Raw genomic sequence first — 13,384 nt, 5'->3', positions numbered from 1 at the left:
AATCGACCGAATACGCGTAGTTTCCTCTCCCGACCCTCGTGGTTTATGCGCCCGCGGTGACAGCGGATCGCATGGTCATCCGCTCGTTCGAGGGCACCGAACCCACCATCCACGAGTCGGCGCGCGTCGACGAATCGGCAATCGTCATCGGCGACGTCACGATCGAGGCCGAGGCGAGCGTCTGGCCGAACGTCACCCTCCGTGGCGACTCCGGCGCGATCGTCCTCCGCGAGGGCGCGAACGTCCAGGACAACGCGGTCTGTCACGAGGGTTGCGAGATCGGGCCCGGCGCGACCGTCGGCCACACGGCCATCGTTCACGCGGCCACGGTCGGCGAGCGCGCGATGGTCGGGATGAGTTCGACCGTTCTCGGCGACGCACACATCGGCGAGGAGAGCCTCGTCGCGGCGGGTAGCGTCGTCACCGAAGGGATGGACGTCCCGCCGAACACGCTCGTCGCTGGGACGCCCGCCGAAGTCCGTAAGGAGGTCGAAGACTCGCCGTGGACCCACGCTGGCGAACATTACGTCGAACTGGCGAAGCGCCACGAACGCTCGTCCGAGCGCATCGACTGACTACCACAGCCGCGCCGCCGTGGCGAGCACCCAGACCGAGAGACAGGCCGATCCGACGAGCTCCGGCAGCGCCAGCCCGCCCGGCGTGCCCGCACCGAGCCACACCACCCAGCCGAGAACGTGGACGAGCGCCAGCCCGAGCGTCGCGAGACCACGAGCCCGTGCGCCGATGCGCACGTCGCCAACGCCGTCGAAAACGAACGCGACGGTGAACGCGAGGAAGAAACCGACCGCGACGAGACCGTGCTCGGGGGCGGGCAGCGCGAAGACGCCAATCGACGAGAGGCAGACCGCCGCCAGCGCGAAGGCGAGGCTGCCGGCGGCTTGGAGCAATGTTCGGGCGTTTCTGGAAAGGACAACGGCGAACGGGAGCGCGAGCACACCCGAGAGGAGTAGTCCGTAATTGAACACGGCCGTCGAGGCCCAGCTCGCGCGCCCGAGATCGGACAGCGCGCTCGTCGAAAACGAGAACCGCGTCGAGAGCGCGATGGCCGCGGTGATCGCTCCGAGCGCGACGACGATCGAGAGTACGCCGAACGCCGCAGCGATCCTGTTCGCTCGTGTGGACGGTGTGGGCTCTGACGAGTTCGTCATTCGTTCGAGATCGCGGCCGGTGGTTGCTTGAGTGTACCGTCGCGCTCGACACACGATACTCGACGATCCGCAGTGCGATCAGTCAGCCGAAGAAGTCGACGAGTCGGCGGCCCGCCGTCTCGATTTCGGGCGAGACGAGCGCGAACCGGAACCAGTCGGCGCGCGCCTCGCCGAAGGTCTCGCCGGGCATGGCGGCGACGCCGGCCTCGTCGACGAGCCGTTCGGCGTTCTTCATCGTTCCGGGGAACTCCGGGAAGCGTGCCATCACGTAGAACCCGCCATCAGGAGCGGTGTACTCCGCACCGGCGTCGTCGAGCGCGTCGGTGAAGCCGTCGATGCGGCGCACGAGGCGCTCGCGATTGCGTTCGTAATACTCGGGACCGGTCCCACGGAGCGCGCGGAGAACGGCGTACTGGGCGGGTCGGCTGCCGGCGACGTTGACGAGCATGTGGCGACTGCGCACCCCATCGACCAGCTCGTCCGGAAAGACGCCGTAGCCGACGCGAAAGCCCGTGATGGCCATCGACTTCGAGAAGGCGTTCGTCACGATCCGGTGCGGCGAATCGACCGCAAGCGCACTCGCGAACTCCCCCGTATAATCGAAGTGATCGTATACCTCGTCGCTCACGAGGATCGCGTCGTGTGCCGCGGCGATCGCGACCAGTTCGGCCATCGTCTCCTCGCCGTAGACCGCGCCGGTCGGGTTGTTCGGCGTGTTGACGACGATGGCGGCCGTCTCGTCGCTCGCGCGCTCGCGGACGGCGGTGGGATCGAGCGAGCCGTCGGCATCGACCGGGACGTAGCGGGGAATGCCGCCGAACAGCTGTGTCTTGCCGGGGTAGTAGGGGTAGACCGGATCGGTGAGCAGCACCTCCGTGCCCGCGTCGCGATCGAGCGCCGCCGCCAGCGCGAGCGAGTTCGCCTCGCCGGCCCCGTTGGTGACGACGACGTTCTCGATGGCGACGCCGCGCCGGGCGGCGATCTCCTCGCGGAGATCCGCGAGCCCCGCACTCGGCGGGTACTGGTAGTCGTTGCCGTCCAGATCGGCGAATTCGTGAAGCCCCTCGCCGATCGCCGACGGCGCGTTCCAGTCGGGGCCGCCGCTGACCAGTTCGACGACGTCCCGCTCGGCGGCTGCCGCGTACTGCATCAGCCGGAAAAACTGCGGCGTCTGATACTCCATAGGCTGCTTGACGGTCGCCGCCTACTCCGTCTTTCGGCTCCCACGAGGGGTGGGTTTTTGCCCGCGGCGGGCGACCGATCGGTCATGACCGACAACGCGATCGAACGACGGCTCGGCGACGCGCTCCGGGAGAGCGACGCGACGATCGCCGTCACCGAGTCCTGTACCGGCGGGCTCGTGGGCTCGCTGTTGACCGACGTTCCTGGATCGAGTGACTACTTCGATCGCTCGCTCGTCACCTACTCCTCGCGGGCCAAGCGCGCGCTACTGGCCGTCAGTCGCGAGAGCCTCGACGCCCACGGCGCGGTGAGCGAACCGGTCGCCCGCGAGATGGCCCGTGGCGCGCGCGACACCGCCGACGCGACCTGGGGGCTCGCCACGACGGGCATCGCGGGCCCAGACGGCGGCACCGACGAGAAACCGGTGGGAACGGTCTACATCGGCGTCGCCCACGCTGGCGAGTGGGGCACCGGCGAGTCGACGAGCAGGGTCGAACACTACGTCTTCGACGGCACGCGCACGGAGGTCAAGGAGAAGATCGCCCGGCGCGCGCTCACGGCGGTGTTCGAGGCGCTCGACGATCGCGAGCAGGAAGCGACTTAGGGGACACCCGCGTCGAGTGAAGCGAAAATGAACAAGCGCGGCCACGTGCTCAACGCGATCGTCCTGAGCGTCGGGCTCGCCTGTCTTGCCCATCCGTCGTTGGATGCCGCGACGGTCCGGGCAGCCATCGCCATCGGCGTGCCCGTGACCCTCGGCGCGCTCATCCCCGACGTCGACACCGCCTTCGGCACCCACCGCAAGACGCTGCACAACCTCCCCGTTCTGATACTTTTCTTCGTCTATCCGCACTACTTCGGCAACCTCCAGTTCGTCTGGATCGGCGTCGCCACCCACTACGTGCTCGATCTGTTCGGATCGAAACGCGGGCTCGCGCTGCTCTACCCGCTCGATCGCGCCGAGTTCGACGTCCCGGTCGGCGTCTCGGCGCGGAGTCGCTACGCCGGCGGGCTGATGGTGCTCATCACGGCGTTCGAGCTCGTCGTCGCCGCCGCGCTCGCGTACGATCTCCCCCGCCGACTCGTGACGAGCGGCCTGCGCGCGAGCGGGCTCGCCTGAGCCGAAACGAGCGGGTCGTAAGCCGAGAGCAGAACAGGTATCACCGGCGAGCGAATCACAGGAAACGATGACTGCAGGCAGAACCGTCGGCGTCTGTGTGGTCGTTTTCGCGCTGCTCGCAGCGGGCGTCGCCGGCACCGCGAGCGCACAGAGCGCGCCGACACCTATCGACTCGTGTCGGACGATCGCCGACGACGGCGAGTACGTTCTCACCGCCGACATCGCGAACAGCTCACAGTCGACGTGCGTCCAGATCCTGTCGAGCGACGTCACCTTCGACGGCGGCGGCCACATGATCGGGGGCGCGAACGCCAACAATAGCGTCGGCGTGAAGGTGAACAACTCGCTGACGAGCCTCTCGAACGTCACCGTCAGAAACGTCTCGACGACCGGCTGGACGACCGGCGTCCAGTATCTCGACGTCGCGAACGGCAGCATCGAGGACGTCACCGCGAGCGGCAACGACCGCCACGGCATCCGCCTGCGCGCCGCGAGCGACGCACGCGTCGAGAACGTCACCGCGATCGATAACGGCCGCTGGAGCCTCTACACCGTCGGGAACACGACCGTCACCGGCAGCGGCTTCGCGACCGGCTCGACGGACAACGCCTCGTTCACCGCCAGCGACGTCGCGCTCACGGGCGTCGGCTCGCCACCGGGCGGGCTCGACAACCGCTCGACGGTCGGCCAGCGCCTCGGCGCGGTCGCCACGAGCGGCAATAGCTCGCTCCGGCTCGGCATCGGCTACGACGAGGCGAACGTGACGCGCGCGAACGTGACCGAGAACAGCCTCCGGATGTGGCGCTTCGAGGGTAACTGGAGCCAGCCCGACGGCGTGAATTTCGTCAACATCGAGCAGGACCGCGTCGTCGCCGAAGCAGGGAACATCGACAACGCGAGCGTTCTCGCCCCGGTCGGTGACGTCGAGACGCCGACACCCACGCCGACCCCAACCGCCACGGCGACCGAGACGGCCGCCAACACGACGAGCAGTTCCAACGGACCGGGCTTCGGAGTCGGACTCGCGCTCGTCGCCGTTCTCGCGAGCGCGTTCGTCCTCCTGCGCCGGAATCAGTAGACTCGCACGTCGTCGAACCGATCTCCGTAGTATTCTTGTGCGGGATGTGTCGGCTCGGTGCCGGAGAGAACGAGCCGATCGAACTTCGTCACGCTGTTTTCGTAACCCAGATGGGCGAACTCCGCGGCGCGCCGCAGGCGATGGATCGCCCCCGTTCGGTGCTCGACGCGCCGGGGGGCTTCCTCGCGAAGCGCCGTCAGCAGGTCGTTCACACCATCGATCGTCCGCTCGAACGCGGTCCAGACCTCGCCGACCGTCCGCTTGCGGTGGGCGTACGAGGAGCCGAACGTCGGGAGCGAGAATGAGGCGGCGATCGAGCGCGCGCGGCGGTCGTGATGGGCCCAGTATTTCGGGTTGTAGATCTCGACGGCGTCGACGATCTCACGATAGCGGTCGATGGCCGCGCGATCGAGACTGACGTTCAGGAAGGTCGGATGAGGAACCAGTACGACTGCGTTCTGTCGGCGGAGTTCGGCCATCGCACCCGCGAGCGTGACGAAATCCGGGATCGGCTCGTCGAGTCCGAGCGCGAGGACGTGTCGCCGGTTGCGCCACGATCCCGTGAACAGTTCGCGGCCCGGCACCACCAGCAGTTCGTCGTCGGTGTATTCGCGTGCTTTCGCGCGGATATCGGCGAGCTGAGTGAAATGTGGCGCGTAGACCAACGCATCGAGACCGTACCGCTTGGCTCGGCGGACCACGTGCTCGTCGAGAACTTTGACGTGCAGATCGACGCGAAACGACTCGTTCGGCGTCACTAATTCAAGGGGAGAATCGTTAGCGTATAGCGGTTTCCGATCGTCCGTCGAAGTTCGAAGATCAGACAGGTATATTGAAAAGGCTGTCAGCACACCTCACTATCCGTCACGGCGTGCCACGGCGTTTGTGAGTTCGAGGAGCTACCATTCCTCGCTCTATTCAGCGCGGTGGAGCCGCGCTGACTGCTTGAGGAACGCTTTCAGCGCTCCTCGCTGTCCAGCACGCGGATCTGGTCGCCACGAACGGTGACGGGGATCGGGACCGTCGCCTCGTACAGCTCCACCGTCACCTGATCCTTCCCCTCGTCGATGCGCTGGACCTGTGCCTTCTCGCCCTTGAATGGGCCGGCAACGAGCTCGACGATATCGCTCTCGGCGATCCCCTCGACGTCGGGTTTCGGCGAGAGGAAGTGTTCGACCTCCGCGATCGAGGACTCGCCGGGGACGAGGTTGCGGGCGTGGGGGATCTCGTCGAGCACGCGTTCGAGGATCGCGTGATCGTCGGCCTCGACCATCACGTAGCTCGTCAGCGAGTCGGGCGCGAGCGCGGCGTGGATGTCCTCGGCCTCGCGCTCCATGATCATGTCGGCGACGGTGCGCTCCTGGCTCGCGGTCGTCTTGACGGCGTACATCCCCATCTCAGACACCCCCCGGGAGGAAACTCATCACCGTGAAGATCAGAAATCCGACGATGCCGATGAGGAGGATGCCCGCGCCCGCGATCAGCGCGATGCGCGAGAACTCCTCCCACGATGGCGTGCTGGCGAGCTTCAACACGCGCGTGTAGCTCGAAAGGTCGTATTTGATGTCCATACGGCCGGTATTCCCCGGACGAATTTCTATCTTGTGACACCGACCGCCCCGCGTGGCGAGAGCGAGAGATAGATAACAGTCCCGTTGGAACCCGATCGATGACCATGAATGTATCACAGGACGACGGAGGGATTACGTGTCGAACGGCCGAGCGATAGTCGGCGTACTGCTCGTCGTCGTGGCGCTCGGGAGCACCACGGCGTCGGTCGGGATCGCCGGCGCGCAACCGACCACCAGTATCGATTCGTGTACGACGATCGACTCGCCGGGAACGTACACGCTCACGTCGAACCTCTCGGCCGAGTCGGACGACTGCCTCCGGATCACGGCGAGTCACGTCACCCTCGACGGGAACGATCACGGGATCGACGGCGGCAGTTCCGGCGTCGGCGTCGAGGTCGCAGGCTCCAAACGACTCTCGGACGTCACGGTTCGGGGAGTGCACACGGAGGGATTCACCCGCGGCATCCTCTTTCGGAACGTCGACAACGGAACGATCGCTGACAGCACCGCGACCGGCGCGACCGAGGGGATCACGCTGCTCTCGACCGACGACACCACCGTGACGGAGAACACCGTTCGGGAGAACGCCCTCGGGATCGAACTCCGGAAAGCGAGCGACAACACGATCGCCGACAACACCGCGAACGACAACAAGTACGGCCTGCATATCGAGCGCGCGAGTATCGACAATCGCTTCGTGAACGACACGGCGACGGGGAACTCGCTCTGGGATTTCTACTCCGATCGCTACGATCCGGGTACCGACTCACAGACCACAGTGGAGAACCTCGACATGGGGGCGGTGACGGCCGATCTCTCGGGGACGAACGTCGGCGTGCACGCGCAGGGCGAACCCGATAGCGCCCCCTCCGGCCGAACCGCCGTCGGGACGGCCGTCAGAACCACCGATTACGGTGAGGGATCGAACCTCTCGCTCTCACTTCATTACGACGACGCGAGTGGGGTGGATGAGTCCTCGCTGGCGCTCTGGAGCAGTCCCAACGGCGACTCGTGGTCGAAACTCGACGGCTCGACGGTGAATGCCGAGGCAAACACCGTCTCGGCCGACGGCGTTCCCCATCCCGCGACGATCGGGATCTTCAGTCGCTCGGGGAACGGGACGTCGAACGCTACAGCAACCGCACCGCAGACCGCCACGACGACGGCGGCCACCGCGACACCGACGGCAACGCAAACCGCTACACCGACCGCGACGGCAACCGCCACGCCAACGGCGACAGCCACCGCACCCACGGCGGAGAGCGCAACGTCAGGTGCGGCATCGACGACGGACGCTGAGGCGACACCTATCGCCGCGGAGACGACGGCCGTGGCGAACGCCAGCGAGACGAGCGCGAACGGAACGACGACCTCGTCGACCACCGGTCCGGGATTCGGTCCCGCCATCGGACTGCTCGCGATGTGTGTGGCCGGTCTGCTCGCCGTTCGGTTCGGGCGGCGTCGCTGAACGGTCGCTATCAGTAGTAATGTGAGATGTTTGTCGCGGAAAACAGACGACGAGAGCCGGTTCGTCAGTGTGGAGCCGAGTTATTCGACGTAGTCGATGTCGGAGTCGACCTGCCCGCCGGATTCGCTGGCGAGATCCGAGCGGCCGTAGATCTGCGGCGAGTCGACGCCCGTGACGACGATCATCGTCTCCATCTTCCCGGAGAAGCTCTCGTCGACCGACGCGCCCCAGATGATGCGCGCGTCGGGGTCGATCCGGTCGTAGAGCTCCTCGACGACGCCCTCGGCCTCCTCGATCGACATGTCCGGACCGCCAACGACGTTGACGAGCGCCGAGCTGGCACCCTTGAACTCCACGTCGAGCAGGGGCGAGCGCAGCGCCGATTGGATCGAATCGCGCGCCTTGTTCTCGGAGTCGGATTCGCCGAGCCCGATCATCGCGACACCACCGTTCTCCATCACGGTGCGAACGTCGGCGAAGTCCACGTTGACGAGGCCGGGTTTGGTGATGAGTTCGGTCATCCCCTTCACCGAGCGCATCAGCACGCGATCACAGATGGTGAAGGCGTCCTGGAGCGGGAGGTTCGGCGCGTATTCGAGCAGGCGGTCGTTCGGGACGACGATCACGGTATCCGAGACCGCCCTGAGGCGTTCGAGTCCCGCGTCGGCGTTGGCGCGCCGGCGCTCGCCCTCCGCGGTGAAGGGGATGGTGGCGATGGCGATGGTGAGCGCGCCGGCCTCCTGGGCGGCCTGAGCGACGACCGGGGCCGCGCCCGTTCCCGTCCCGCCGCCGAGACCCGCCGTGACGAACACCATGTCCGAGCCATCGATCGTCTCGGTGATGTCGCCGATCGTCTCGCGGGCGGCCTCCTCGCCGATCTTGGGCACCGAACCGGCACCGCGCCCGCCGGTCTTGTCACGACCCATCAGGATCTTCGTGTCGGCCTGCACCTGCTCGACGAGATGCTGGGCGTCCGTGTTGGCCGCGACGAGCTTCGCGCCGTGGATCCCCTCCTTCGCCATCCGCGTGACGGTGTTCGAGCCGGCCCCGCCACAGCCGATCACCGTGATCTGTGTCTTGAGCTCCTCGACGACGCCCGCGAGCTCCTCGTTGGTCATCGCTCCTGCATCGCGCTCGCCTGCTGGCCGCTCGTCCTCGTCATGGCCGTTTTCGGCCTCGTCGATGGCGTCCTCGATGATCGAATCCATTTGTCTTCGAGTGGCGGAGGCCGCCTATTTATCTTTCCCCTTTCCGCTCGCAGCGCCGTCGAGGGAAAAGCGCCGCTCGCGCCGCTCGTGGACAGCCACGGGCTCGATGGTCCGCCCGTCGACGGCCACGGGCTCGCCGTCGGCGAGTTGCCCGAACTTCGGGCCTTCGGGAACGTCGAGCGTCCGAGCCTTCGCCGGCGAGAACGCCCGCTCGTGTGCGACGATCGCCCCCTCCGCCCGCTCGACCGTCTCGTACTTCTCGCCGAGGAGAGCGACGAGCGCGTCGATGACCGCCGTCCGTCCGGCGTCGTCGAGCAACGCGCGCTCGCCGAGGCGCGTGCCAGATTGGTCGGTCTCGAACGCGAACGCGTGGCGCTCGACGCTCTCGCGCACGGCTTCGGCGTCGATCCCCTCGGCCTCGGCGAGGAGCGCGCTCGGCAGCGTCCAGCAATCGACGCTCTCGACCGGGGTCTTCGCTGCTGGCGCGCCGAATCGGAGCCCATCGTCGACGGTCGTGAGCCGTCGCTCGGCGTCGGCGACGATGTCGAGCGGGATTCCGGTGGTCTCGCGCAGCCACGTCTCGCTCACGAGCTCGTAGCCCAGTTCCTCGATCGTCTCTTCGAGCGCGGGCCGCTCACCCTCGACGAGCGCACGCTCGGCACCGCTTCGCTCGAAGGCACGGCGGATCACGGCTTCGTCGATGGCCCCCATCGCGTCGAGCGCCCAGTCCGCGCCGATGTGGCCGACCGCCCAGTCGGTCTCGCGAACGACGCGCTCGAAGCGCGGGACGTAGTGGCCGCCGCCGAACCCCACGACATGGCGCTCGCGTTCGGGAGCGACCTCGCGCAGATCGAGGATAGCGCGGGCGACCGCGCGTGCGCCCTCTGGATCGTCCCATTCCGACTCGGAACTTCCCAACTCGACGAACAGCGACGGCGCGCCGACGTCGGTGGGCCCATGGTGGGTACACTCCGTACCGACGTCGTAGTTCGCGGGCGCGTAGTCGGCGAGCGCGTCGAGCACCACCGCGTGGGCGTTCGGTGCCGCTTCGGCGAGCTCTCCATCCTGACCACCGGCCTCGGCGGGGCCGAAGTTGCCCGTGTGGTGAGCGGTGAGGAATCGCCCGGTGTCGCCGGCGTGTTTCGAGGCGAAGACGACCAGCCGCGGATCGGTGAACGCGTCGGCGACGTTCACGAGATCGAGATGCAGCGCGTCGAACTCGCGCAGTTCGATCCCCGGTGCGCGATAGACGGTTCCCCCGCCCTCGCCGTCGGGACGGGAATCGTCCGTATCGTGCTCCCAGTCGATGCACTCGCGGAGCCGGGCGGCGATGTTCGTCGAGGCCGCGTCGGCACGGCTGACGACGATGGCGAGTGAGCCCGCCATCAGTCGGCACGCTCCGGCTGGCCGGAGCCGATCGCTTCGCGGGCGTTCGTCGCCGTACGGCCGAGCAGTTCGCGCAGGCTCTCGCGGTGGCGAACGAACAGCGCGAGGCCGAGGATGACGTAGACGACGGTGTAGCCGTGGAGGATGAGGATCGAGACCTCGTTCGCCGCCTGCTCGGCCATCGTCTGGATGACGTAGAACTCGGCGATGACCTGCGAGGCGAACAGGACGAGCAGCCCGATCGCCTCGCGGACGGAGATCTCGAAGTTCGAGAGGATGCCGATGGCGAACAGGCTCTGGGCGGCCGTGATCCAGATCTCGGCGACCTGTTTCTCGTCGATCGGCAGCCCGCCGATGTGGCCGGCGGCGATCGAGAAGACGATCGCGAGCGTCCCGATCAGCAGCGTCCACTGGTTGAGCTTCGAGGAGATGAGCGCGTTGAACCCGGCCGTCGAGCGTGCCTTGTTGACGAGATAGGCGACGACGATGAGTTCCGGGCTCTCGCTGGCCAGCGGCGCGAGCCACTGAATCATGAAGAACTCGGGGACGCCGTACTGGAGCCCCAGCCGTTCGAGCCCCGTCGCAAAGGGATGGACGGCGATGTAGATGAGCACGCCGGAGAAGGCGAACAGGAAGAGCACGACCGCGATGCGAGGAATCTTCGAATACGCCTGGAAGTACGCCGGCACGCCGACGTTTTCTTCCGGTTCCTCGACATCGCCACGGATGACGATAGCGATGTAGAGCACGTAGAGACCGAGGAGAACGACGGTGTCGAGAATGCCGATGGTGCCGCCGAGCGGGACCAGGAACGCGAACGCCGTCGCGGCGAGCAGAAAGACGATTTCGAGGGCGATCCCGTGATCGAGCGTGACGACATCGGCCAGGAAGCCCGAGCGGTGTTCGACGGCCTCGTCGCCGAGATGCTTGGCGCGATAGACGGTGAAGAGCGCGATGCCCGCCCAACCGATGCCGATGAGGATGCGGTTCGCGCCGGTCATGTTGGCGATGGCGAGCTGTGCCGCCCCGCTCTGTCCGGAGCCGGCCTGCCAGGCGTAGAGGGCGTCGACGGCGTATTCGGGCGCGACCGCGAGCACCGCCAGCACGGCGATGGCGAAGGCGGTCGGGACGTCCTTTTCGGCCGTCTCGGCCGCCCACGCGAGCAGGAACGACGCCCCGAGGATGGCCGCCCCGCCGGTGAGCACGGCCATCGCCGGCGTGATGTTCGCGCCCGGTGGCTCCGGGGTGAGATGGAGGCCGTGTGAGACGAACAGCCCGAGGAACGGGACGGTCAGCAAGAGCGCCGCCGCGACGGCGACGAGCGGATGGCGTAAACGGTCGAACATGGTCGAACCGAGCGAGGCACGCACCTATCTCTTTTGCTGTCGGTTGCGCGGATCGGCCCGCTTATCGCCCCGGGTCGTGATCGATACCCATGCAGGTGTTTGGACTCGTCGGCTCGCCGGTCGAGCACTCGCTGTCGCCGCCGCTACACGAGGCGGCCTACCGCGAGCTGGGGATCGACGCACGATACGTCACCTTCGAGCCCGATCCCGACGATCTCGCAGCGGCCATCGACGGCGCTCGCGCGCTCGGGATCCAGGGACTGAACGTCACGATTCCGTTCAAACGTGACGTGTGCGACCACTGCGAACCGGACGAGCTCGCGGCGCGGATCGGCGCGGTCAACACGCTCGATTTCGGCGGGAAGCAGGTGACTGGCCACAACACCGACGCGATCGGCGTCAAGCGCGCGTTCGCCCATCACGACGTGTCGCTCTCCGGGCGAGCGGTCGTCGTCGGTGCGGGCGGGGCGGGCCGTGCGGCGGCGTTCGCGCTCGCCGACGAAGGAATGGCGGTCGCGATCGCCAACCGGACCGCCGAGCGCGCCCGTGAACTCGCCGCCGAGATCGACGGCGCGACGGGCCACGGGCTCGACGAACTCGACGAGTTCCTCGCGGACGCCGACGTGCTGGTGAACGCCACGAGCGTCGGGATGGACGAGGACGTCTCACCCGTGGCCCCCGGAGCGCTACATGGTGATCTCGCCGTTCTCGACGCGGTCTATTCGCCGATCGAGACGCGATTGCTCCGTGAGGCCGCCGCCACGGGGGCGACAACGATCGACGGCGGATGGATGCTGCTCTATCAGGGCGTGGCGGCCTTCGAGCGCTGGACCGGGCGCACGGCCCCCGTAGAGAGAATGAACGAGGCACTCCGGGAACGGCTCGCGTCGGACGACGGTGGCTCGGACTGACGACTGAAGAGCTGTCGAACCGCCAACGCGACCGGCATCGTCCCTTTTTCGGACTTCCGTCCGACAGTATATTTAACCCCGGGGATGGTAGGAGCGGCCATGACGCTGCTCGATACCATCAAATCGTTGCTCGGTCTCGACGACGGTCGGTCGGAGGATCGCCACGAGCGCTCGCGGACGGCACCGACGACGGACTCCGAGGACGCCGTCAAGGGAACCGACACCGACGAGCCGGCAGCCGCTGGCGGCGACGCCGCCGGTTCGACCGAATCGATCGTCGACGAGGATGCCGAGGGTGGTGCCGAAACCGGTGAAGTCACGGGATCGGCGTCCAGCGAGAGCGACGACGCCCCCATCAAGGAGGACGCCGACGCGGACGAGTCGGCGGCGGCCGGCGGTGATGCGGCCGCCTCGACCGGCTCGATGACCGAGGAGAGCAGTTCCGAGGGTGCCGCCGAGCCCGCCGAGGCGGTCGGCCCGACCGACGACGAGGGACTCGAAGACGAGGTGGGCGACGAATCCGAGGACGAATCGGAAGCCGACGACGTTGCGGACGGCGACGGAACCGCCGACGAGGCCGCCGCAGCGGGCAGCGACGCGAGCGGTTCGACGGGCTCGATTACCGAGGAGACCAACGAGTCGATCTCGGCGGCCGAGGACGCCGAGGCGGCCGGCCCGACCGATGCCGATCCGGGCGACGACGCCGCCGACAACGACGTCGATGCGCTCAAGGGGATCGGCCCGTCCTACGCCGAGCGGCTCGACGAGGCCGGCATCGAGAACGTCGCCGATCTCGCCGACGCCGACCCCGAAACGGTCGCCGACGAGATCGACGTCGCCGAAAGCCGTATGGAACGCTGGAGCGAGCGCGCGAAGGCCCGCCGACAGTAGCTGTTTCGTGTGGAGCGGTCGCCCGGCGAACGAAACCACAACACCGTTGAC

15 protein-coding genes are annotated in these 13,384 nt (G+C 67.3%); 7 read left to right on the top strand and 8 right to left on the bottom strand.

The genetic code is table 11. The annotated features are described in order from the left end of the window. Nucleotides 1-71: 71 nt before the first annotated feature. Entirely contained in the window at nt 72-575 is a 504-nt protein-coding gene (locus MUK72_RS07135; RefSeq protein WP_244705202.1) for a gamma carbonic anhydrase family protein, read from the top strand. Here the strand turns inward: MUK72_RS07135 and MUK72_RS07130 are convergent, their stop codons facing one another. Beyond that, complete coding sequence (locus tag MUK72_RS07130) at nt 576-1,169, bottom strand: DUF998 domain-containing protein (protein ID WP_244705200.1); 594 nt, start codon at nt 1,167-1,169, stop codon at nt 576-578. It lies immediately after the preceding gene. A gap of 82 nt (nt 1,170-1,251) precedes the next feature. Beyond that, nucleotides 1,252-2,352 carry a pyridoxal phosphate-dependent aminotransferase gene (locus MUK72_RS07125; RefSeq protein WP_244705198.1) on the bottom strand — a complete coding sequence of 367 codons (1,101 nt, stop codon included), beginning with the start codon at nt 2,350-2,352 and terminating at the stop codon, nt 1,252-1,254. Nucleotides 2,353-2,436: 84 nt separating this feature from the next. On the opposite strand from MUK72_RS07125, the gene MUK72_RS07120 reads away from it, so the two are divergent. The 3 genes from MUK72_RS07120 (at nt 2,437) to MUK72_RS07110 (ending at nt 4,549) form a co-directional block, all read left to right on the top strand. Then, nucleotides 2,437-2,955, top strand: coding sequence for a CinA family protein (locus tag MUK72_RS07120; protein ID WP_244705196.1), 519 nt, complete (start codon nt 2,437-2,439; stop codon nt 2,953-2,955). Between the two features lie 27 nt (nt 2,956-2,982). Further along, on the top strand, nt 2,983-3,471 hold the full coding sequence (locus tag MUK72_RS07115; protein WP_244705194.1) for a metal-dependent hydrolase: 489 nt from the start codon (nt 2,983-2,985) through the stop codon (nt 3,469-3,471). Nucleotides 3,472-3,538: 67 nt separating this feature from the next. After that, a complete protein-coding gene (locus tag MUK72_RS07110) occupies nt 3,539-4,549 on the top strand; it encodes a PGF-CTERM sorting domain-containing protein (RefSeq protein ID WP_244705192.1) in 1,011 nt (336 codons plus the stop codon). On the opposite strand, the gene MUK72_RS07105 is transcribed toward MUK72_RS07110, so the two are convergent. The 3 genes from MUK72_RS07105 to MUK72_RS07095 form a co-directional block, all read right to left on the bottom strand. Next, nucleotides 4,543-5,307: a PHP-associated domain-containing protein gene (locus MUK72_RS07105; protein ID WP_244705189.1), complete on the bottom strand. Its 765-nt coding sequence runs from the start codon at nt 5,305-5,307 to the stop codon at nt 4,543-4,545. The genes MUK72_RS07110 and MUK72_RS07105 overlap by 7 nt on opposite strands. Nucleotides 5,308-5,507: 200 nt before the next feature. After that, a complete protein-coding gene (locus MUK72_RS07100) occupies nt 5,508-5,945 on the bottom strand; it encodes a transcription elongation factor Spt5 (protein ID WP_004053262.1) in 438 nt (145 codons plus the stop codon). Between the two features lies 1 nt (nt 5,946). Next, on the bottom strand, nt 5,947-6,120 hold the full coding sequence (locus tag MUK72_RS07095; protein WP_004053264.1) for a protein translocase SEC61 complex subunit gamma: 174 nt from the start codon (nt 6,118-6,120) through the stop codon (nt 5,947-5,949). A gap of 136 nt (nt 6,121-6,256) precedes the next feature. Between MUK72_RS07095 and MUK72_RS07090 the strand changes: the two genes are divergently transcribed. Continuing rightward, entirely contained in the window at nt 6,257-7,591 is a 1,335-nt protein-coding gene (locus MUK72_RS07090; RefSeq protein WP_244705187.1) for a NosD domain-containing protein, read from the top strand. An 80-nt stretch (nt 7,592-7,671) separates the two neighbouring features. Here the strand turns inward: MUK72_RS07090 and ftsZ are convergent, their stop codons facing one another. The 3 genes from ftsZ to MUK72_RS07075 are packed head-to-tail and all read right to left on the bottom strand — an operon-like array spanning nt 7,672 to nt 11,531. Beyond that, nucleotides 7,672-8,799, bottom strand: coding sequence for a cell division protein FtsZ (gene ftsZ, locus MUK72_RS07085; RefSeq protein ID WP_004053267.1), 1,128 nt, complete (start codon nt 8,797-8,799; stop codon nt 7,672-7,674). A gap of 24 nt (nt 8,800-8,823) precedes the next feature. After that, on the bottom strand, nt 8,824-10,185 hold the full coding sequence (locus MUK72_RS07080) for a D-aminoacyl-tRNA deacylase (RefSeq protein ID WP_244705185.1): 1,362 nt from the start codon (nt 10,183-10,185) through the stop codon (nt 8,824-8,826). After that, nucleotides 10,185-11,531: a sodium:calcium antiporter gene (locus MUK72_RS07075; protein ID WP_244705183.1), complete on the bottom strand. Its 1,347-nt coding sequence runs from the start codon at nt 11,529-11,531 to the stop codon at nt 10,185-10,187. Before MUK72_RS07075 ends, MUK72_RS07080 begins: the two co-directional genes overlap by 1 nt. An 89-nt stretch (nt 11,532-11,620) precedes the next feature. Between MUK72_RS07075 and MUK72_RS07070 the strand changes: the two genes are divergently transcribed. Further along, nucleotides 11,621-12,442 carry a shikimate dehydrogenase gene (locus MUK72_RS07070; protein ID WP_244705181.1) on the top strand — a complete coding sequence of 274 codons (822 nt, stop codon included), beginning with the start codon at nt 11,621-11,623 and terminating at the stop codon, nt 12,440-12,442. A gap of 99 nt (nt 12,443-12,541) precedes the next feature. Then, the gene (locus tag MUK72_RS07065) at nt 12,542-13,333 is read left to right on the top strand and encodes a helix-hairpin-helix domain-containing protein (RefSeq protein WP_244705179.1); all 792 of its coding nucleotides are present in this window, start codon (nt 12,542-12,544) and stop codon (nt 13,331-13,333) included. The last annotated feature ends 51 nt before the right edge of the window (nt 13,334-13,384 follow it).

Origin of the sequence: Halococcus dombrowskii (assembly GCF_022870485.1) — an archaeon.
Lineage (GTDB): Archaea > Halobacteriota > Halobacteria > Halobacteriales > Halococcaceae > Halococcus > Halococcus morrhuae.
Note: the sequence above shows the minus strand (reverse complement) of the source record. Positions and strands in the feature narration are given on the sequence as shown.